We start from the raw sequence: 20159 nt of genomic DNA, 5'->3' as shown, positions 1-20159 counted from the left end.
ATCGCAAAATTGAATTTAAATTTGGAGAAGTCCTTGAGGGGGTAATTATCATGGCAGAAATGATCAATGCTGGTGTCGCCGCGTTACGGACGTTAGAAAGTTGGGGTGTCACGCACATTTATGGCATTCCGGGGGGAACAATCAATAATTTAATGTATGCGTTGCACGCTGAACGTGAGCGAATTCGCTACATTCACGTGCGGCATGAAGAGGTTGGGGCGCTGGCAGCAGTTGCCGATACCAAGTTGACTGGTCATATTGGCGTTGCATTTGGGTCGGCCGGCCCCGGGGCGACTCATCTCTATCAAGGCGCCTATGATGCCATGGCGGACAAAGTGCCGGCGTTATTTATCGTGGGTCAAAACCCGCAAGCGTTAATGAATCAGGATTTCTTTCAGGAGTTTGATGAAACGCCAATGTTCAAAGACCCCGGCGTCTATGCCAGGACGGTGACGACGGCGGCCAGTTTACCCCACGTGCTTGATGAGGCGATTCGGCGGGCGTTTGCGATGCATGGTCCGGCAATTGTGACGATTCCCAATGATTTGGCTGGTCAAGCCATTCCGGCAGATGGCTACTATAGTTCGGCAGCTAACTTCGCTCGACCGGTTTTGGTAGCTGGAAAACCGGAACAGGTGGAAGAAGCCTTAGCGTTGCTGTCGAAAGCTAAAAAGCCACTCCTTTACGTTGGTCAAGGAACGATCGGTGCGGCCGAAAAAGTGATGCGGTTTGCGCAACAGTTTCAAGTACCGGTGATCACGACTGCTTTGGGGAAGGAAATTATTCCGTACGAGTTTGAGTCTTTGTTAGGCTCGGCGGCCCGAGTCGCTTCAAAACCGGCCAATGAGGCGTTGAAGGAAACGGATTTGATGCTCTTCATCGGTTCCAATTATCCGTTTGCCGAAGAGATGTTTAAACCAGACGTGAAATTTATTCAGGTTGATAGCAACCCACAAATGCTGGGCAAACGGCACCGAACGGATGTGGCGATTTTAGGCGATGCCAAACAGACGTTGCAGCAGTTTCTCGCATTGGGAACACCGGCGAGCCCATCCGCTTGGTATGCGGCCAACGTGGATAACGTCCGTAATTGGCACGAATACAACGATGATATGATGAACCGGACGACGGGGGAGCTGCGGTTTGAGCCCGCATTCAAGGCAATTAACGCGATTGCAGAAACTGATGCGATTTTCTCAATCGATGTTGGGGATGTCACTCAAAATGCCGTTCGGCTGTTGAAGGTAAACGGTAAGCAACCGTGGATCACCTCGGGATTATTTGCAACGATGGGTGTTGGTCTTCCCGGCGCAATTGCTGCCAAATTAGATTATCCCGGTCGTCAGGTATTTAATTTAACCGGTGATGGAGCGGCTGCGATGGTGATGCAAGATCTCAGTACCCAGGTGACGTATATGTTGCCGGTCATTAACGTGGTCTTTTCTAACCAAGCACTGGGCTTTATTGAAGATGAACAAGAAGATGATGGTCAAGAGTGGTTTGGTATTAGTTTACCGCAGACTGACTTTGCGAAAGTAGCGGAGGCCCAAGGGATGACGGGCATCACTGTTCGAACCATCGATGAAGTCAAACCGGCCTTTGATCGCGCGGTTGATTTGACTAGGGCGGGTAAACCGGTGCTGATTGATATTAAAATAACGAACGAACGGCCAATTCCGGTTGAAAAATTAGCGTTAGATCCGGCGGAAAATGACGCACAGACCATTGCCGCCTTTAAGAAACGCTACTATGCGGAGAACTTGGTGCCACTTAGCCAGTTCATGCATAATCATCATGTTAACTAGATTCTGAATTTAAACCAAATAGTACCGTAGATTCCGGTTGGGGAGTCTACGGTACTATTTATATCTGATAATAACTTTTAGAGATATTTTGCATCAAAAACGGGATCTTGTGACGTCAAAATCTTCGGGCCGTCCTTGGTGATGACGATGGTGTGTTCAAATTGGGCGGATGGTTGATCATCTTGGGTCACGTAGTACTCCCATGAATCATCGGGCGTCATGCGAGCCATGATTTGACGGGTGCCCAGGTTAACCATTGGTTCAATGGTAATGGTCATGCCTTCCTTTAAGCGAAGACCGCGACCGGCTTCACCGTACGCCGGGACGTCAGGTGATTCGTGCATGGTGGGTTGAATACCGTGACCAATCAATTCACGGACATCCCCCATGTGGTTTTGATCTTCAACGTAGGTTTGAATCGCATGGCCAATATCGCCAAGCCGGTTGCCAATGACGGCCTGATCAATGCCCAGATAAAGCGCATTGCGAGTCACGTCAAGCAGGCGCTGCTTATCTTCAGAAACGTCACCAACGGCGTAAGTCCGGCAGGCGTCGCTCATGTAGCCGTCAAGGTTGACAACTAAGTCGACAGCGACCACGTCACCGGCCTTTAAAATGAGATTTTTGCGGGGAATGGCGTGCGCCACTTCTTCGTTAACATTGACGCAGGTAGCGTATTTGTACCCTTCAAAGCCCTTTTCTTCGGCCTTAGCACCATGTGAGGTGATGTAGTCATCAGCGAAACGTTCGATCTCCCACGATGAGATTCCAGGCTGAATAATCGTGGTCAGTCCTAATAAAACCCCAGCTAAAATGGCACCAGATTGGCGCATCTTTTCAATTTCACGGGGTGATTTTAATGTAATCAACGTCATTAACTCCTTCGGTTTACTTCGGAGGCTATTCTACACTAATTGCTCGTAATTGCCAACGGTCTAGCGATGTTGCGCATTCGGGGGAAGTTGCTTGTACAAAAAAACTGACCGGCGCATACTAGGATTATTGGAATTTGTTTAATTGGAGGAATTGGGAATGAACCAGGTGTTACTGTTATTATTGATTTTGGCCGCAGTGGTATTAGCGGCAATTTTAGATCGGCACGTGTCAAAAATACCATTACCTTTTTTTCTGATTGGTCTTGGATTAGCCATGGCGGGGTTACCGTGGTATCGAAGCTTTCATCTCAATCCGGCGGTTTTTACCTTTGCGATTATTGCACCTTTGCTATTTAACGAGGCTCAAAATAGTTCTCGGTATTGGATCGGTCGGTCGATCACCAACATTTTGTCACTGGCAGTTGGGTTGGTGGTGATCACCGTTCTGATTGTGGGTGGCGGGTTACACCTGTTGGTCCCGGGATTACCACTAACGATTTGTTTTGCGTTAATGGCGATCGTCGCGCCAACCGACGCATCAGCGGTTAATTCCATATTTGCCGCTAATCCGATTGCCGAAGAACAAGCGGCAACGTTGAAGCATGAGTCGTTATTCAATGATGCGGCCGGAATCGTGATTTTCGATGTGGCGCTCAGTGCCTATATTTCGGGTGAGTTTTCGTTGGAGGAAGCGGTGGGCACCTTTTTCTGGGAGTTTTTGGGTGGCCTGTTATTTGGGGCGTTACTTGGCGTCCTAGTCGTTAGCGTTCGGTTAATGTTGATTCGTAATCATGATGATACGCCGTTGATCATGGTATTGATGCAGTTGCTGACGCCGTTTATTGTGTATTTATTAGCCGAAAAATTGGCCTTGTCTGGCATTCTGGCGGTTGTTGCAGCTGGGTTGGTTCAAGGCTCTGAACGCGATAAGTTGCGATTGACGTCATCGCGGATGCAACTCGTGACCAGTAACGTTTGGGAAATCGTGGCCGGTGCACTCTCCGGAACGGTTTTTGTTCTGTTAGGTTTGGCGTTACCAGACGTTGTTTCAGCGATGCAGCAGTCCAATGGTGGTCAATTAACCGTGCTAATGTTGATTGGCATCGGTATTTTGGTTTATTTTGCCAAGGGTGGCCTGCGGTTATTGTGGGGCCGTTACCTATTGAAGCGGCGAACAACGCCAACCCATGCTTGGCGGGATAGTTGTATCATGGCGTTGAGCGGCGCGAGTGGCACCATTACACTATCACTGGCGTTTTCGATTCCAGAAACGGCTAACGGACAGCCAATGACGTTGCGTGGCCCACTGATTTTGATTGCTGCAACGGTGATTTTGACTAGTTTAGTCATGCCAACGGTGTTTGTGCCTTTGATGCTGCCGAGTCAATCTACGAAAAAGCCAGGATTAAAATGGGTTCGGCGGATGTTGCAGGCTGGGATTAGTGAATTGCTGAAAGAGGACCATTATCGTGCCGAAGCGCAGATTGTGATCGATTCTTTGCAACAACAATTGGTACTAGATAGTACGCCCAAGTTACGCATTGAACGTCAGTTGATGCGGCACGCACATGCAGTGGAAAAAGCCGAAGTGCAACACTTGTACGAACAGGGCCAGATTACCCACGATGAGTTGACTTACTACAATCGATTCTTAAAGTTAAACTTCTTTTCGGCGGATGACAAAGTCTGGAAGAACGTTTGGTTTCGGATTCGATTTGGGTTACACATTGGTACCATGTATAAAGATCTTCATCGGGCACAAGAGGCGTTTTTAACGGCACCGGTTGCACTAGAAGAGGTTTACTGGCGAGAACAGTTTATTAAGCATGGCGAAGATATTTTGCCCATTGAACAAGCTGGCTTTGAACGAGTAATGGCTGATTTGAAAACTTTAAGTAGCAGTCACGGGGTGGAAGTCAATATGGTTCGCCGATTTTACCGGACCCGCCACCGCCGAATTCGGGGCGGTGCGATTGATGAAACGATGGTGTACCGGCTATTTATGCGGGCATTTCACGCGGAATATGAACTGATTCAAGCAGCAATTGCGAATGACGAAATTACCGCCAGTTTAGCGGAAGACCTGCAGCAACGCATCTCGTTTGATGAAATCACCTATATTCAAAATAGTGAGGCTTATCATCGATAGATCGTGAATGTGAGGGTTTTCATTGAAATTACTCACCGTCATCTGTAAACTAAAAGAGAGGGGCATGTTCGTTAGTTGTGGGGGATTTTAATGCGAACAGGTCATGGAACACTTAATTTGGAGTGATTAAAATGAAATGGCGGTTCAGCCGATTTTCGCGATCAACAGCGATCAACATGGTGCGGCGGAACTAACTATTTTAATTTGGGAGTGATCAACGTGATCGACTACGTCTTAAAAATTCGAAACAAGGTAACGACCAAAGAAATTGTGGTCTCGTACCGAGCAATGACGATGGATGGCATGCAACGACCTCTAACCACAGGTGAGATGCGATTTGACCTTGAGATGGCCAATACGGATTATTTAACGCATAGCCGGTTTATTCTGGGCATCGTGGGAACCGTTATTCTGCGGTTGAATGAGTCATGTATCCTTGATCGAATTGAAATTGAGCAATCTGCTAACCGTTTGCAGTTACAAGTGCCCAATAAATTGGAATTTCGCTCGTACGTGCAGCAACATGATTTACTGAGTCGCGTTGCGCAAGCCCAGTCAGCTAATGGGCATCAGGCGGTAACGGTGGCAATTGTGACGCCGTTTAAGTTAGGTTGAGCGTTGATAAAAACGAATGATTGAAGTTGACCTCGTCGATTCTATTGTAGAATCGACGAGGCTTTTTTGATTTAATTGAGTTATTTTGAAAAGCAATTGATTTTAGAAATCAGGGTTGATTGGTTTAGTTGCTTGCGGTACAGGATTGAAATAAATGATTTTGGCAATGTAAGCGGTTTATAATTGATAAATTCAATGTTAAAATAAGACCGTATTTTCAATTACTTAAATTGATAATGAAAAGTTTTAAATGATACTTTCATTTTCACATGATTATTGATATAGTTATAAGCATGTCAAGAATTCGAGTATTAAGAGCTGAGTTGAATGACTGTTAGAGATTGGTTCCTAAGATACTGTTTACCATGAGCATTGTGGTTAACGGACACATAGTTAACACCATTATTTAAACATAAGATTGGAAGAATAATTGATGCATCAGCTATTATCAGAATTTATGGGAACTGCTTTAATGATTATTTTTGGGGTTGGCGTTCACGCTGACACTGTTTTGAACGACACGAAGTACCACGGTTCAGGTCACTTGTTCTGTATCACGACTTGGGCATTCGGGATTACAGTTTCACTGTTTATTTTCGGCAATGTCTGCATTAACCCGGCAATGGCATTGGCACAGGTTATTCTTGGCAACATGACTTGGGGAACGTTCTTCCCAGTTGTGATTGCTGAGATGCTCGGTGGGATTTTTGGCGCACTGATCGTTTACGTGATGTACGCTGATTCCTTCAAGCACTCATATGGCAAGATCGACGGCGTGACGATGCGTAACATTTTCTCAACGTCACCAGCCGTCCGGAACTTACCACGGAACTTCTTCGTCGAATTTTTCGATACCTTTATCTTTATCGCTGCTATTTTAGCAATTTCCGAAATTAAAGCACCCGGCGTTGTGCCAATTGGTGTTGGTTTGTTAGTTTGGGCAATTGGGATGGGCCTTGGTGGTCCTACCGGGTTCGCCATGAACCAAGCCCGGGACCTTGGTCCTCGGATCGCACACGCTATTTTGCCACTTAAGGGCAAAGCAAGTAATGACTGGCAGTACGGCTTGATCGTACCCGGTTTAGCACCATTCCTTGGTGGGATCGCAGCTGCCTTCTTTGGCAAGTTCTACCTCGGACTATAAATTGGGAAACACATAGTTAACGTTCGTTTTAAGGACCGTCTTGACAGACAACTCACAACTTCTTGATCAGTAAGCCTCTGCTAAGAGTGGCAACCATTAGTTTGGAAGCCAAAATGACAATCAGTAACGCCGTAGCCTGTTGAGGGTTACGGCGTTATTTTGATGATTAGGCAAAAAATTAGGGCATGAGTTTGATAATGTATAAGTGTGGCATTCTCTCTATCAAGGGATAGGATTGGGTGTCGGCAGTTAAATCCTAAAAAATCAAGGTATTTGATAAAATAATTAGGTAAAACAGGCGACATTTGCTAAAAAGTGTGATTAAATAAAGTGGATTGAGAAACTGAAACGGCGTTGGTGATCACGGTAGGAGTGGAATCCTATTGAATAATACGGGGCGATGACCGGCGCGTTGTCAGTTAACTATGAAACTAGCAACTTGGTAGATGTAGGAGTGTACCAGATTGTGAATTGGAGAAGTAAAGGGGGATCCTATCATGTTAAGCTTATTTGAGCAACCCCGGTTTGCGCTGGATAACGCAAGTGAGTTGCCAGGGGGATACGAGCTGTTTATTCGAGAATCACAGGCAGGTCAATGGCGGACGTTGGCTGATTTTAACCAAGTGACACCGGAAGACATTACCCAATTGCTGATGTCATCAATTAATTGTTTGCCAGCGTATATTTCGTTGGTTTCTTTGAATTTGGAGCAACAACAATTTATTGATGATCGCTATGCAACTGCGGTGAGCCACGTTCAAAAATTAACGAACGTACACATTATGGTGGAATTGACTGAGCGTGGGGACGCAAACGTCAGTTACGGCGCAATGATGCTGGCTGCGCAGCGATGCCAGAGTGCTGGGGTAGAGGTCTGCATCGATGATGTTGGGACGGGCGCTAACACTGAAGCGTTGGTTCAGGCACTGAGTCCGTACGTTAATGAATATAAGTTTGCGCTTCAAAACGTTCGACCAGATCAAACCATTGATGACGTTGCAGACCAAATTACCGCCTGGTCAGCGTTAGCTCACCAACACGGTAAACGATTTATTCTCGAAGGCATCGAAACCAGTGAAGACCTAGCTCAAGTTAAGTCACAGTTTGATTGTGACGGTGTTCAGGGTTACTTCTGGGGTAAACCAGCGCCACTGCCAATTTTACCGGCGGAGGCTTAAATGAAACGACTAAAAATAAGTCAAGGACTGTTAATCTCAGTCCTTGACTTTTCTAGTTTAGGGAAGTTTTTTAAATTAATTAATGTGACGAATGCGTAGTTAAACCTATCATCAGTTGAGCGACGGAAAGTTAACTTTGTGATGAGTTATACGAGTAAATTGCTTCAGAGAAGAATGCGATTATTCTTTGATTAGACACGTTTGAAAGCGGTTTCGTAAAGACTTTAATCGCTAAAATGATATAAAATTATTGTTACTAATTATACAAATTAGTAGTTTCAATATTCTTAAATTATGTTAAACTACTATTAAAATCTAATATTAACCAGAATTTAGGAGGACTTGTAATGAAGCGGAAAATGATTAAGGGGTGGCTAGGCGGGGTACTAGCCGTGGTGTTAGCAATAATAACGATGAGTAGTGCTAGTCTTGTGAAGGCAGACACATTGAGCGATGGGGATTATACTGTTCCGGTAAGAATTTGGAAGGACGGGACTAATCAACAAACGCCGTCGGCCGCGCAGGGCTTTATGTCGGAAACGGCGACGATTACCGTCAAGAACGGCCAGTATCAAGGAACGCTGAATATCTTGCCGGATGGCAGACAGGCACTGACGAGCATGACTTTTCCGAGTGGTCCGGCGCACATTGATGCCACAACGGGCGATGTGACGTTTACGCTCAACTCGGCCGAACCACTGGTATCAGTTACTTGTGCCATGTTTGGTGGCGCGATTACCGCACCGGCTGATTTAACGTTTGATTGGGCGGATGCAACCCGCATCGGTGATCAATCAGGGAATAATAGTGCAACTGAAGTGGACAATAGCAGTTCAAGTAGTCAAGTTTCGAGTAGTAGCCTAAATAGTAGCTCAAGTAGTAGCTCAAGTAGTAGCTCAAACAGTAGTTCAAATAGTTCGTCCAGTAGCAGTAGTAGTGCATCAACTAGTAGTACCAGCAGTTCGGTACCTAGTTCATCAAGTAACAGTTCGTCTCAGATTTCAAACCAAACTTGGGCCTATACGGTGTTAAGTGCTGATCAAAAAACGGTTTCCATGGCGAACCAGTATTACACCCACGTTGCTGAAGTGACACCAGTTGATGGTCATTACCAAGTTACAATGACGGTGACCTACGCTAAAGATGCGGGATTACAAAAGGATGGGTTTAAACCATTGACGGTTGCTGGTAACAAAGTGTCAGATGTCACTTATTCGGAATCTGGCAAGAATTATGTGGTGCAATTCAAGTTCAACGTTGATCAGTTAGATCAATTAGCAAAGCCACTCAAAGGAACGATTCACGTTGCGGTCTCACTGGTGAACATCGATGCTGATTTTGACGTTTACTATCAGTTCAGTCAGGCAAGTGGGACTGATAATGCTGGCCAATCATCTGCCAGCAATACCAGTACAACTGATGGCCCAACGACTGGGGAATCAAGTCAAACGAGTGACACGGATGTGACTGAACTCACTTCTGATGTGGATGGCGATACCAACGAAGGCAGTGACGGTAGCGCAACGGTTCAAAAAGCCGTGACTAAACGTGATCAGAGTCAACCAACGAGCAAGCAAAGCACAAAAGAAAATTTACCTCAGACAAGCGAACAACGACAAGTCGTACTGACAATTGTTGGTCTGGTGAGTTGTGTCGGTTTGATTGGATTCGTTATTTATAGAAGAAGGGTTGCAAAATGAAACGTTTAAAATGGGTGATTGCCGCGTTACTGATAGGTTTAACACTGTTTGGCATTAGTTCAACGCAAACTGCGCGTGCGAAAGCGTTGAACTTTAAGGCACTGACTTATGGCACAACGAAAACGTCAATTGCGAGTGCGTATTTTGTCCATCCCGCAAGCGTGACAGTTCGGCATCAGCAGTACGTGGTCACAATGCACATTCGAACGGCGAAGAAGCTAACGGCATTTCCGGTCAAAGTCTTACAAGTTAATGGTCATGCCCCTCAGCGTGTTCGACGGGTAAGGGATAAGGCTGGTAATTCAAACCTATACTATTCGTTTACAACCAAGTCCCTTGCTAAGGTAGTCAACGCTAAATTAGCAATCAATGTGCCTAAGGTGTATAAAGCAACGCATCTGATCTCATTTAAATTTAGTCAGTCGCAGTTGCCTAGTTTAAAAACGACTCGGCATGCGAGTGTGGCGACCAAATCCGCACAACCACTGGCCAGTTCATCCAGTAAAGCGGTGACGCAGGCTGATCAAGCGAGTAGTCAGTCAATAAAAACGATTTCTAATGGTACGCCAACGCGACACGTGACCTCATCTTCAACGAGTAGTCAGAGTTCGCAAGCAACAACTCAAACAGCGGTAACATCGACAAAAAGTACGCAGTCTCAATCGGTTAAACAACCGGCGGCGCAGTCACAGAAAACGTCATCGATCAAAGTCGCCAGTGCGGACCATGCCGATCAAAGTGCGCCTCAGCTTAATTGGTGGTTTCTCATTGGTGGGGTAGCTGTAATCGCCATCGTTGTGGTTGGTGGTGGTCTAGTGGTTGCCGGTCGGCACGGCAGGGGGCGGTAGGGTGAATGCTTCGCGACGTTTTGCGCTAAGCGTGATTGGCCTGTTAGTGGTCGTAGGTGGTCTCGGGGGCTGGTTTGCACAGCACCAAGCAACGTCTAAAACGACTAACCAACCCCGAATTGTCGCCACCACATATGCGGTTGTTCAAATCGCTGATCGACTTAAACTGCCTTTGGTGGGGATCCCCACGACCGATAATTCGATACCAGCCCGTTATCGACAAGTGGCCAAGGTGGGGAGCCCGATGAATCCCAGCGCTGAAAAAATCGCGGCAACGAAACCCACGGCCGTTTACTCGGTGACCACGTTAAAGGACCAGTTCGGCAAAAGCTTTAAACAACAACATATTACACCGCATTTTTTAAACTTGCAGACGGTTGCTGATTTGCAGCACGTGGTGACGCAAATGGGGCAACGCTATGATCGACAACGAGCAGCGCGGCAAGCAAATGCTGAGATTAAAGCGGCAATTCGAACTGCTCAGCAGCGTTCCCATCGACGGTCAAAGCCACGAGTGCTGGTATTGATGGGCCTCCCCGGTGCTAGCTACATGATTGGTACTTCCAAATCGTACGTCGGCGATTTGGTCCGATTAGCCGGTGGTCGCAACGTATTTACGTCTAAGACGCAAGAATATATTCAGCCAAATGACGAGGCGATTCAAAACGCGCAGCCTCAAGTAATTTTACGGTTGGAACACGCGATGCCCAAGCTCGTGACGTCGCAATTTCAACAGGAATTTAAAAAATCAATCTGGCAGCAGACTCCGGCTGTCAAAAGCAAGCGCGTCTATGACCTTCAAGAGCCAGACTTTGACGCTACCGCTAATATGCATGTGGCCCGAGCGTTAAGGCGGGTTTCTGACTGGCTGTATCCGGAGGAGTGAAGACGTGATGAAACGAGAACGATGCATTAGTTTTATTTTTGGGGTCATTATGATGATCACGATTGGTCTAGCATTAATGGCCGGAACGCGCTTTTTAAATGGTACGGTGATTTGGCAGGCTGTTCATGGTCGGCAACCAGCAGCATTGAATCTGCTGTTAAATTATCGGTTGCCCCGAATCGTTGCTAGCCTAATTGGTGGTAGTGTGTTGGCAACCGCTGGTGCTTTAAGTCAGGCGGTATTTCGAAATTCACTGGCGGATCCGAGTATTCTGGGAATCGCCAGTGCGGGTGACTTGCTGATTGTTGTTGGTAGTTTGATTCTGCCGGGATTTGTCGGTGAAAAGCTGATTTTAGCACTTCTCGGTGGCACGATTGCCTTTGGTTTGTTAATGAACCGTAAGACGCTAAGCCGACCTTACCAGCTGATTATCGTAGGTGTGGCGTTGAATTTGACCTTTGTGGGGTTACAGCAAGTCATCACGCATGGCGTGACGATTGGCACTGTTCAAGGGTTCAACGGATTGACCTGGCCATCCGTTTGGCAACTATTGCTAACGGGTGGTGTGGGATTAAGCATCGCATTAATATTAGCGCCGTGGGCTAATCACCTGAAATTGCCAGATGAGCAGTTAGCGACGATGGGTGTTTCGGCCAAACTAATGCGTGTTAGTCTCCTAGGACTGATTGTCTATTTATCAGCTAGTGTGACAGCCGTGGTTGGCGTATTGCCATTTGTGGGCATCATTGTGCCCAACGTTGCGCGACGACTGGTGGGGAGCGACTATCTAACGTTGATCCCAGCGTCAATCTTTGGTGGTGCGTGGTTAGTGTTGGTCGTTGACACAATTGGTCGACTGATTGTTTTACCAAGTGAATTATCAGCAGCGACTTTGTTGACGGTTCTCGGTGGACCATTTCTCGTATTTTGGGTGCAAAGGAGGGACCAGATTGGAGTTAGATCACGTTAGTTTTCGGTATTCAGGGGCCTCAACTTCAATTCAGGAAGTCACCGCAACGGTCCCAACTGGTCAAATCTTATCGATTATTGGTCCTAATGGGGCCGGGAAAACAACCCTGTTAAAGCTAATGTTGGGTCAATTAATGCCTGAGGAAGGCCAAATTAGGATGCAAGGTCAGCCGCTACAGAATCTGTCACTGAAGCAACGCGCACAAACAATGGCATTTGTTAGCCAGCAACACGCTGTTTATGATGATCTACGGGTTAAAGACGTGGTGAAAATGGGGCGGCTGGCGAGTCATTCATTGTTAGCAACAATTACTGATGACGAAATTCAGCCATACTTAGCTCAAGTTCACCTTGATACGATGGCAGAACGGTGGTTGTCTTCACTCTCTGGTGGTCAACAGCAACGCGTTTGGATTGCAGCCGCGTTGGCGCAGGAACCGCAAATGCTGTTTTTAGACGAACCGACAACGTACTTAGACGTTGGGCATCAACGGGACTTAATGACACTGATTCGCGAGTTACAACATACGTTACACATGACGGTTGTCTTAGTACTCCACGATATTAACCAAGCCTTAATGGTGAGTGATCATGTCTGGTTGTTAAAGCAGGGACAGTTAATTGCGGATCGGCCAGCAAAAGATTGTTTTGACGCAGAATTGTTACAGCAGGTCTTTGGGCTAGGTATTCAAATTGTTGAGGTCCCACAGTATGGACCGTACATCATTCAAGTGCCTTAATCGAGATTAAGGGTGGTCAAAAAATCGCTATAAAAAGCGGTTGCATTTTGCTAATTCATGCGTTATCCGCTTTCATTTTCTTAACTTATGAAAATTGTGAAAATAGCACTAGCATTTTCACAATAATAGGTGTTAACTATAACAGTTGAGTTTGATTGTCCGGATAAATCGTTGAAAGGCGGGGTGCTACCATGAAAGTGAGTTTGAAAATTGTTGTACCATTGATGTTAGTGAGTGGGCTGTTGTGGTCAGTATTGACGATGATGGCTGCGATTTTTAAACCATCACTTTCAGGGTATCTCACCTTAGTCAATTGTATGGTTTATATGACGTACAGATTGTTTAAACCACAATTTGATGAACAGTTACGACAACGTCGTTGGAATTTATTTACCGTTGACCGCGTGGTAACCACGTTAAGTTATATCGGTTTAGCAGTGCCAATGATGATGTTGGCGTTAACCGCAACGTCCGTGGCAGTTGAAATGATGGCGGTATTAGCGTTGTTCTTGATGCTCTTTGCCATGTATATTGGCATTAGCATGATTAACGAAAAAGAGAATGCCCAGCAGGCGGATGCCTAGGGTATGTAACATTTAGCAGCCCCCTGAGGAGAGACGGGGGGCTGTTTTTTTGTAGAGTGTGGAACAAGGCGGTTAGAGAGCGGAGCGTAAGTTACTGGCGCCAGAAACTCCGGGTTTTGGAGTTTGTGGTGGCAGTAGCTTACGTGCAGCTCTCTGCCTTGTGGAACACGTTTCGGCTAGGTAATCGGGAGACACCCACCTATAAATCCGATTCGTTATAATCTCACCAACTGTTGCTCGCAACCGCTACACGCTCCCATAATCAGCCGACTTAACCAAGTCCGTGCATATAAGTCAATTCCCAAAAAACGCAACTATCATAAAGATTTCCCACAAAACTAAGACAATCTCTCACCAATAACCCAACAATTGTAACCGGTTGCAAAAAGAACTTGACGCTCGCCTAAAAGCACGACAAAATGATAGTGAGATTAAAATTAATGATCGTCAGGATAGGGAGATTTTACGAATGGAAAAATTAGCATTTTTGCAACCTTTGAGTCCAATCTCAACAACGGCTCGTGATCAATTACAGGCAAAATTGGATAACCTAGCGAAACCGATTCGCGGGTTGGGGCGACTAGAAGAACTTGCAATCGATATTGCTGGGATTCAGCAAACGGCGGACATTCAAGTTGCTAAGCGGACTTGTCTTGTTTACGTAGCGGATAACGGCGTGGTGGTCGAAGGCGTTTCAGCAACGTCTGAACCAATTACGAATATCTTGGCGGATAACATTGCGGACGGCCATGCAGCGGTATCAGCGTTGGCAATTGCGCGGGGCTGTGAGGTTAAAGTTTACGATGTTGGTTTAGCCGGGCCACACCACGTGAATTCAAAATTGATCGATAAGCGAATCAAAGCGGGAACAAATGATATTTTAAAGGCCCCCGCAATGAGTCGAGAAGAAGCCATTCAGTCAATTAAAGTTGGCTATGATACTGCACTTGAAGCAATTGAAGCCGGAACTGACCTATTGTTGATTGGAGAAGCTGGCTTAGGCAATACAACTTTGGCCTCCGCAATTGTTGCCACAATGTTAAACGTGCCGGTTGCTGACGTGGTCAGTGCGGGATCTCACGTGAAGGACGCCACAGTTCAAAATAAGTTAAAGGTTGTCGAAACGGCGGTTAAACAGTGGCAGCCAGATGCGACTGATCCAATCGATGTGTTGAGTAAACTTGGTGCATTTGAATTAGGGGCCAAGACTGGCGCGATTTTATGTGCGGCCGAACACGGCGTTCCCCTTATTTTGGATGGGTTCCTTTCCGATACATCGGCGCTCTTGGCCGAAGCAATTCAACCTGGTGTTACTCAGCATTTAATTGCTTCTCATAGTTCTAAAGAATCTGGTGCAAATCGCGTTCTTGAGCACTTGGGGTTGAAACCATACTTGGACTTTAACTTGGCCGCTGGAGAAGGGACCGGTGCGGTGATGTTATTGGCCGAAATCGATGACATTCAAGCGGTTTTGCAACATATGAACCGGTTGGAAGATTTAAACTTCGAATATACCAATTAGGGGTGATGACATGTTTGATGCAAAGTTAGCAATGGGCACTTGGTCTTGGGGCTCAGGGGCCAACGGTGGTGACCGAATCTTCGGCAATCATTTGAGTGAAACTCGGTTGCGCCAAGTAGTTGACGCTGCAATGCGAGTCGGTTTTAACTTGTGGGATACGGCAGCAGTGTACGGTGAAGGTAGTTCTGAAAAGTTACTGGGTAACATGTTAATGCCGTATAAGCGGTCCGAATATTATTTGTCGACCAAGTTCACGCCCCAAATTGCGAACGATGGCCCGACACCCATGGCGGATATGCTGGCAGAAAGCCTAAAACGGCTGCATACGGACTACGTTGATCTGTACTGGATTCATAACCCGGCTGATGTTGACAAGTGGACGCAACAGTTGATTCCGTTAGTTAAAAATGGTTTGGTCAAACACGTTGGCGTTTCGAACCATAATTTAGCTCAAATTAAGCGGGCAAGTGATATTTTAGCCGAAGCTGGGATCCCATTAGCGGCAGTTCAAAACCATTACAGCTTGCTGTACCGGTCTTCTGAAGAGGCGGGCATTCTCGACTATTGTCGGGAACGCGGTATTGATTTCTTTGCTTATATGGTGTTGGAACAGGGCGCGTTGTCGGGTAAATACAACGTGGACCATCCACTGCCGGCTGGTAGTAATCGAGCGAAGGTCTACAACCAAGTCCTACCGCAGCTCACGGCGTTAACGACTGCGATGCAACAAATCGGCCAACAGCACCACGCCTCAGTTGCCGATGTGGCAACGGCTTGGGCAATCGGGAAGGGCACGTTGCCGATCGTTGGCGTAACGAGACAAAAGTACGTTGCGGACGAGAAACGCGCAACGCAGTTAGCCCTAACGACTTCGGAAGTGGATCAACTTGAACAACTAGCACGTCAAACTGGTGTTGACACCAAAGCATTTTGGGAAAAATCAATGACTGAATAGGTCAATTCAAGCGAGATAACCTGTAAAGACGAACGTTCTTGACAGGTTATCCCGCTTTTTGTTAGTGATTACTTGTAAAATAGAAATGAATCGATTATGATGAGAATAATGTAAAAGTAGTTAATACTTTTATGTGATGCAGTTAAAAGGGGGATCGTTGGTTAAGGGGTGTTATTAAACTGAACCGAAGAAGGGATAGATGATGGATAATTTAGCGTTGCTAACTGATTTGTACGAGTTTTCAATGGCTAACGGCTACGCCCAGACGTTACCGGATGAAGAAGCCGTTTTTGACGTGTTCTACCGTAAAGTGCCGGATCAGGGGAGTTTTGTGATTGCTGCCGGACTGGCTCAGGTGGTCGAAACGGTGCGCAACTGGCACTTTGATGAGGCGGAGATTGACTATCTACGGGGACTTAACTTGTTTAGCGAGGCGTTTTTAACCCAACTTGCTGAATTTAAAAATGAGTGTGAGATTACGGCGATGCCAGAGGGGACCCCGGTATTTCCGCAAGAACCACTCCTCACGATTCAGGGACCGTTGTGGCAAACGCAGTTGTTGGAAACCTTCGTTTTGAATTTGGTCAACCATCAATCGCTAATTGCGACTAAGGCACGTCGAATTACGGTTGCGGCGGAAGGACGGCCAGTGATGGAATTTGGTGCACGGCGGGCACAGGGACCCGATGCCGCAACATTGGGCGCCCGAGCAGCGATAATTGGTGGTTGTGCCAGCACCTCGAATGTCTTAGCGGCTAAGCGATTCAACCTACCATCTGCTGGAACGATGGCGCATGCGTGGATCGAAGCCTTTCCGGATGAGTTAACAGCGTTCCAGAAGTGGGCGGCGATTTATCCGGATAATGCTTCGTTGTTAGTTGATACTTACGATGTCTTGTCATCTGGAGTGCCAAACGCCATTCGGGTCTTTAAACAACTAGCGGCGGCCGGACATCGACCGGTGGGGATTCGAATCGATTCCGGGGATATTGCGCAGTTGGCAGCTGGCGCTCGACGACAATTGGATGAAGCCGGGTTTATTGATGCTAAGATTACGGCCTCTAACGCATTGGATGAAGCCGTTATGACGTCGTTATTAAAAGAGGGTGCGCCCATTGATAATTTCGGGGTCGGTGAACAGTTGATCACAAGTGCGTCGTCGCCCGTATTAAGTGGCGTGTACAAGTTGGCTGCAATTAGTCAAAATGGCCAGTTGATTCCGAAGATTAAGGTTAGCGCTAGCCGTGAGAAAACGACGTTACCGGGGTTAAAACGGGTTTATCGGTTGTATCAACAAGGAACGACGCGCGCAATTGGTGACGTGATTGCCCTGGCGGATGAGAAGCTCGCATCAGGGATGACGGTTGTGGCCCTAAATCCGCTGGCGACCCGCTCACAGCAACAATTAGGTGATTTTGTGGCACGCGAATTACAACACACCGTGCTCTCGCCGAAAACAACGGCAGCCGTAGAAACAGATTGTTTCGCTATTCAACGGTTTAGTCAGCAACGCCTTGCAGAATTACCAGAAGCAACCCAACGTTTAGTGAATCCGGACCATTATCCGGTTTATATCACCCAACAATTGGCAGAATTACAAGCTGATTTAATTGCGCAACAACACGCTAAAAATTAATAATTGGCATAAGAAGCGAATCAACGACAGTGACAACTAAACCTTAGATTGGTTAAAGGATGGTATGAGAGATGAGAGAAAAGCAGTTAAACTGGCGCAGTGCTTATGGGGTATCGGTATTAGGCAGTCTGATGGCGATGCAAATTTTACTGGGTAGTTTTTTGTCGATTCAACTATTGATGACTAAAATTACCTTTTCATTTATTGTAACAGCAATTATGGCGCGATTATTTCCGCCAAAAATCACGGCAGGTGCAACCGGACTGGCTTATTTATTATCGATGCTACTATTTCCCAAGTTCGCGTTTTTTATTGGCTTCGTGTTAACCGCAATTTTAACGGGGTATACGTTTGGTCTGTGTCTGTATCAAAAGCCGCTGACCCTGTGGCGAATTAGTTTGGCCGCATTTGTGGTCAACTTTGGTTTTAACTTATTTTTGAACAGTTTGTGGCTGCGGATGATGTATGGATTGGCTTGGAAAACACTCTTTGTCACCCGGGTACCGCAAGAAATCATTAGTTTTGTCATCTATGTGATCCTCATTCAGTTAGTGTTGAAAGTCTTACCGTTATCGCAATTAACAGCGCGTGCAGGTACGGCAAAAGAAGAATAATTGGCTGGTTGAAAAAATCAAATCAATAAAGGGCGACACAGGGTCTCAACTTGAGACCCCGGTGTCGCCCTTTATTGATGTACGTTATTGAAGCATGTGAACTGGAACAAAGAACTGAACCTGATGTTGATTAACAAATGCTTCGAGGTTGAAGTTCCCCGCAATTTGAAGCCCGGTAACTTGCGCGAGTTCTCCATAGCTACGCCCGATGAGCTGATCGAGGTTGATACGATCCGAGAAGGTGAGGTCAAATTGTGCATACTGACCGGCTGGTAACGTGAAGGTACTTGGCCGTTTCGTGACACTAGCTTGACCGACTAAGTAGTGCTGTTGGCCATCTTGGTTGCTGTTCACAGCCATTAATCCGTCTGTAAGCTCAGTTTGATACTCGTCAAGCAGGGCTTGTTTTTGTTGACTCAACTCGGCTAAGTTGGTGCGTGATGGGGTCACGAGTTCGGCTGACCAGCCGTAAATGGTTTGTGCATCGCGAGTAATGAGGGTGTAAGTCATGGGTCGATCTCCTTTATGAGTCATCAGTTAGTTTTTAGGTAAGTTAATCGGAATCCGGAGTTCAACTTCGGCATCCTGAGGATTATCGTTTAAAAGGGCTTCAACAATGAACCTATCGTCGCGATAAAGGTCTGGGTGTTGTGGTAGCACTTTATTGAAAAAATGCCTGATCAATGCGTCAAATAATTGACGACTAGGACCGCCCTTGCCAGCCATAATTAGATAGTCACCGGCTGGGATGCGTCTGGCTTCGAGTTTTAAGACTGGAGTTACGGTCTCGGTACCTGCATAGTAGGTCAACGTCTCATAGCCGGTAATGGTTTGTTGCGGAAAGGCCTTGACGGCGTAGTTTTCGATCATCGTCATATCGTTTTGAGCCCCTTTCTGATAAACTAAGCATATCAAGCAATACTTGACGACTGTTTGTCAGGTATTATAAAAAGGATGACGAATTTTGAGATTAAGTCGGTTATTGAATATGGTGATGATTTTATTGCGCCAAGAAACGGTTTCAGCTTCCGAGCTGGCAACGCAGTTTGAAGTCACGACGCGGACGATTTATCGCGACGTTGACGCGCTTAACCTAGCTGGCATCCCGATTTATACCACTCGTGGGCGAAATGGTGGGATTGGTATTTTACCAAATTATAAAGTTGATAAAAAACTGCTGACGGAATCGGATATCGGCAACCTGCTTGTTGCCCTTGGCGGGGTGCAATCACTGATCGATACGCCAGCGATTCGAGCAACGGTTCAAAAAATTCAAGCGATGTATCAACCCGAACAGCGAACGGCACTTTCGGTTCAACATGCCGATTGGACAGGAAGTGAGGAACTCAAAGCACTCGCAGAACAGTTTAGTCAAGCGATTCAAGCCCATCAGTTAGTTTCGTTTACCTACAGTGATCGAACGGGTCAGGGGAGTACCAGACAAATCGAGCCCTATCGGTTAACGTATAAGGGTGAGCGCTGGTACATTCAAGGATACAGTCTTGAGCGAGCAGCGTTTCGGACGTTTCGGTTATCACGAATCAAAACGGTGACCTTTTTAGCGACGACGTTTGATCCGCGACCGCTACCGGAAGAACAATTGTCATGGGGTGGCTTTGATCATCCAGTAATGACTGAGATAACGTTGGTTGCGGACAACGTTGTTCGAGACGTGATCGTTGAACGGTTTGGGCGTCAGGTGATTCGTGACGAAACGGCAGAACAGTTTACCGCGACTCTCGAACTGCCACAACGTGAAGCAACGTACCGTTTTTTACTATCATTAGGTGTGCATGCACGCGTGACGGGCAATGAATCATTCTTAGTGGCATTTAAACAATACACTGCGATGATTTTAACTCAGTACCAATAATGAGAAAAATATTGGTTAATTTTGAGGATTCGGGCTATAATGTGGGGTCATTAAATCAAGGCGTGG

19 protein-coding genes are annotated in these 20159 nt (G+C 46.4%); 16 read left to right on the top strand and 3 right to left on the bottom strand.

Annotation, left to right across the window (positions count from 1 at the left end; genetic code table 11):
* Positions 1 to 50: 50 nt before the first annotated feature.
* The gene (gene spxB / locus ACYVR3_RS04865) at positions 51 to 1805 is read left to right on the top strand and encodes a pyruvate oxidase (RefSeq protein WP_461243332.1); all 1755 of its coding nucleotides are present in this window, start codon (positions 51 to 53) and stop codon (positions 1803 to 1805) included.
* A 77-nt stretch (positions 1806 to 1882) separates the two neighbouring features.
* Here spxB and map read toward each other — a convergent pair whose 3' ends face one another.
* Positions 1883 to 2674, bottom strand: a complete 792-nt coding sequence (map, locus tag ACYVR3_RS04860) for a type I methionyl aminopeptidase (RefSeq protein ID WP_461243331.1) — start codon at positions 2672 to 2674, stop codon at positions 1883 to 1885.
* 163 nt (positions 2675 to 2837) lie between these two features.
* On the opposite strand from map, the gene ACYVR3_RS04855 reads away from it, so the two are divergent.
* From ACYVR3_RS04855 to ACYVR3_RS04790, 14 genes are all read left to right on the top strand, one after another.
* Positions 2838 to 4829, top strand: coding sequence for a cation:proton antiporter (locus tag ACYVR3_RS04855; RefSeq protein ID WP_461243330.1), 1992 nt, complete (start codon positions 2838 to 2840; stop codon positions 4827 to 4829).
* 219 nt (positions 4830 to 5048) lie between these two features.
* A complete protein-coding gene (locus tag ACYVR3_RS04850) occupies positions 5049 to 5444 on the top strand; it encodes a hypothetical protein (RefSeq protein WP_054736375.1) in 396 nt (131 codons plus the stop codon).
* A gap of 430 nt (positions 5445 to 5874) precedes the next feature.
* Positions 5875 to 6588 (top strand): D/L-lactic acid transporter LarD, encoded by a 714-nt coding sequence (larD, locus tag ACYVR3_RS04845; RefSeq protein WP_156405766.1) that lies wholly within the window; start codon positions 5875 to 5877, stop codon positions 6586 to 6588.
* A 497-nt stretch (positions 6589 to 7085) separates the two neighbouring features.
* Positions 7086 to 7766 (top strand): EAL domain-containing protein, encoded by a 681-nt coding sequence (locus ACYVR3_RS04840; protein WP_461243329.1) that lies wholly within the window; start codon positions 7086 to 7088, stop codon positions 7764 to 7766.
* A gap of 347 nt (positions 7767 to 8113) precedes the next feature.
* Complete coding sequence (locus ACYVR3_RS04835) at positions 8114 to 9466, top strand: NEAT domain-containing protein (RefSeq protein ID WP_461243328.1); 1353 nt, start codon at positions 8114 to 8116, stop codon at positions 9464 to 9466.
* A complete protein-coding gene (locus ACYVR3_RS04830; protein WP_461243327.1) occupies positions 9463 to 10314 on the top strand; it encodes an NEAT domain-containing protein in 852 nt (283 codons plus the stop codon). Before ACYVR3_RS04835 ends, ACYVR3_RS04830 begins: the two co-directional genes overlap by 4 nt.
* A 1-nt stretch (position 10315) precedes the next feature.
* Complete coding sequence (isdE, locus tag ACYVR3_RS04825) at positions 10316 to 11200, top strand: heme ABC transporter substrate-binding protein IsdE (protein WP_461243326.1); 885 nt, start codon at positions 10316 to 10318, stop codon at positions 11198 to 11200.
* Positions 11201 to 11207: 7 nt separating this feature from the next.
* Complete coding sequence (locus ACYVR3_RS04820) at positions 11208 to 12170, top strand: FecCD family ABC transporter permease (RefSeq protein ID WP_461243325.1); 963 nt, start codon at positions 11208 to 11210, stop codon at positions 12168 to 12170.
* Positions 12151 to 12909: an ABC transporter ATP-binding protein gene (locus ACYVR3_RS04815; protein WP_461243324.1), complete on the top strand. Its 759-nt coding sequence runs from the start codon at positions 12151 to 12153 to the stop codon at positions 12907 to 12909. The genes ACYVR3_RS04820 and ACYVR3_RS04815 overlap by 20 nt, the downstream gene beginning before the upstream one ends.
* Positions 12910 to 13100: 191 nt before the next feature.
* Complete coding sequence (locus tag ACYVR3_RS04810) at positions 13101 to 13493, top strand: hypothetical protein (protein ID WP_461243323.1); 393 nt, start codon at positions 13101 to 13103, stop codon at positions 13491 to 13493.
* Between the two features lie 469 nt (positions 13494 to 13962).
* On the top strand, positions 13963 to 15015 hold the full coding sequence (gene cobT / locus ACYVR3_RS04805; protein WP_461243322.1) for a nicotinate-nucleotide--dimethylbenzimidazole phosphoribosyltransferase: 1053 nt from the start codon (positions 13963 to 13965) through the stop codon (positions 15013 to 15015).
* Positions 15016 to 15025: 10 nt separating this feature from the next.
* Positions 15026 to 15970, top strand: coding sequence for an aldo/keto reductase (locus ACYVR3_RS04800; protein WP_461243321.1), 945 nt, complete (start codon positions 15026 to 15028; stop codon positions 15968 to 15970).
* Positions 15971 to 16169: 199 nt separating this feature from the next.
* Positions 16170 to 17606, top strand: a complete 1437-nt coding sequence (locus tag ACYVR3_RS04795) for a nicotinate phosphoribosyltransferase (RefSeq protein ID WP_057152361.1) — start codon at positions 16170 to 16172, stop codon at positions 17604 to 17606.
* A 71-nt stretch (positions 17607 to 17677) separates the two neighbouring features.
* The gene (locus tag ACYVR3_RS04790; RefSeq protein ID WP_054736390.1) at positions 17678 to 18220 is read left to right on the top strand and encodes a folate family ECF transporter S component; all 543 of its coding nucleotides are present in this window, start codon (positions 17678 to 17680) and stop codon (positions 18218 to 18220) included.
* Positions 18221 to 18304: 84 nt separating this feature from the next.
* Here ACYVR3_RS04790 and ACYVR3_RS04785 read toward each other — a convergent pair whose 3' ends face one another.
* Positions 18305 to 18730: an effector binding domain-containing protein gene (locus ACYVR3_RS04785; protein WP_461243320.1), complete on the bottom strand. Its 426-nt coding sequence runs from the start codon at positions 18728 to 18730 to the stop codon at positions 18305 to 18307.
* 27 nt (positions 18731 to 18757) lie between these two features.
* On the bottom strand, positions 18758 to 19096 hold the full coding sequence (locus ACYVR3_RS04780) for a GyrI-like domain-containing protein (RefSeq protein WP_461243319.1): 339 nt from the start codon (positions 19094 to 19096) through the stop codon (positions 18758 to 18760).
* Between the two features lie 88 nt (positions 19097 to 19184).
* On the opposite strand from ACYVR3_RS04780, the gene ACYVR3_RS04775 reads away from it, so the two are divergent.
* Positions 19185 to 20093, top strand: a complete 909-nt coding sequence (locus ACYVR3_RS04775; RefSeq protein ID WP_461243318.1) for a helix-turn-helix transcriptional regulator — start codon at positions 19185 to 19187, stop codon at positions 20091 to 20093.
* Positions 20094 to 20159 lie beyond the last annotated feature (66 nt).

It is taken from the genome of Secundilactobacillus muriivasis (genome assembly GCF_054785195.1).
This window is presented reverse-complemented; position numbering and strand designations above follow the sequence as displayed.

Bases quoted from the DNA above. Each gene is read 5' to 3' on its own strand.
- spxB (WP_461243332.1), top strand. From the start codon at position 51: ATGGCAGAAATGATCAATGCTGGTGTCGCCGCGTTACGGACGTTAGAA.
- ACYVR3_RS04855 (WP_461243330.1), top strand. From the start codon at position 2,838: ATGAACCAGGTGTTACTGTTATTATTGATTTTGGCCGCAGTGGTATTA.
- ACYVR3_RS04840 (WP_461243329.1), top strand. From the start codon at position 7,086: ATGTTAAGCTTATTTGAGCAACCCCGGTTTGCGCTGGATAACGCAAGT.
- ACYVR3_RS04835 (WP_461243328.1), top strand. From the start codon at position 8,114: ATGAAGCGGAAAATGATTAAGGGGTGGCTAGGCGGGGTACTAGCCGTG.
- ACYVR3_RS04830 (WP_461243327.1), top strand. From the start codon at position 9,463: ATGAAACGTTTAAAATGGGTGATTGCCGCGTTACTGATAGGTTTAACA.
- ACYVR3_RS04820 (WP_461243325.1), top strand. From the start codon at position 11,208: ATGAAACGAGAACGATGCATTAGTTTTATTTTTGGGGTCATTATGATG.
- ACYVR3_RS04810 (WP_461243323.1), top strand. From the start codon at position 13,101: ATGAAAGTGAGTTTGAAAATTGTTGTACCATTGATGTTAGTGAGTGGG.
- cobT (WP_461243322.1), top strand. From the start codon at position 13,963: ATGGAAAAATTAGCATTTTTGCAACCTTTGAGTCCAATCTCAACAACG.
- ACYVR3_RS04800 (WP_461243321.1), top strand. From the start codon at position 15,026: ATGTTTGATGCAAAGTTAGCAATGGGCACTTGGTCTTGGGGCTCAGGG.
- ACYVR3_RS04795 (WP_057152361.1), top strand. From the start codon at position 16,170: ATGATGGATAATTTAGCGTTGCTAACTGATTTGTACGAGTTTTCAATG.
- ACYVR3_RS04790 (WP_054736390.1), top strand. From the start codon at position 17,678: ATGAGAGAAAAGCAGTTAAACTGGCGCAGTGCTTATGGGGTATCGGTA.
- ACYVR3_RS04785 (WP_461243320.1), bottom strand. From the start codon at position 18,730: ATGACTTACACCCTCATTACTCGCGATGCACAAACCATTTACGGCTGG.
- ACYVR3_RS04780 (WP_461243319.1), bottom strand. From the start codon at position 19,096: ATGACGATGATCGAAAACTACGCCGTCAAGGCCTTTCCGCAACAAACC.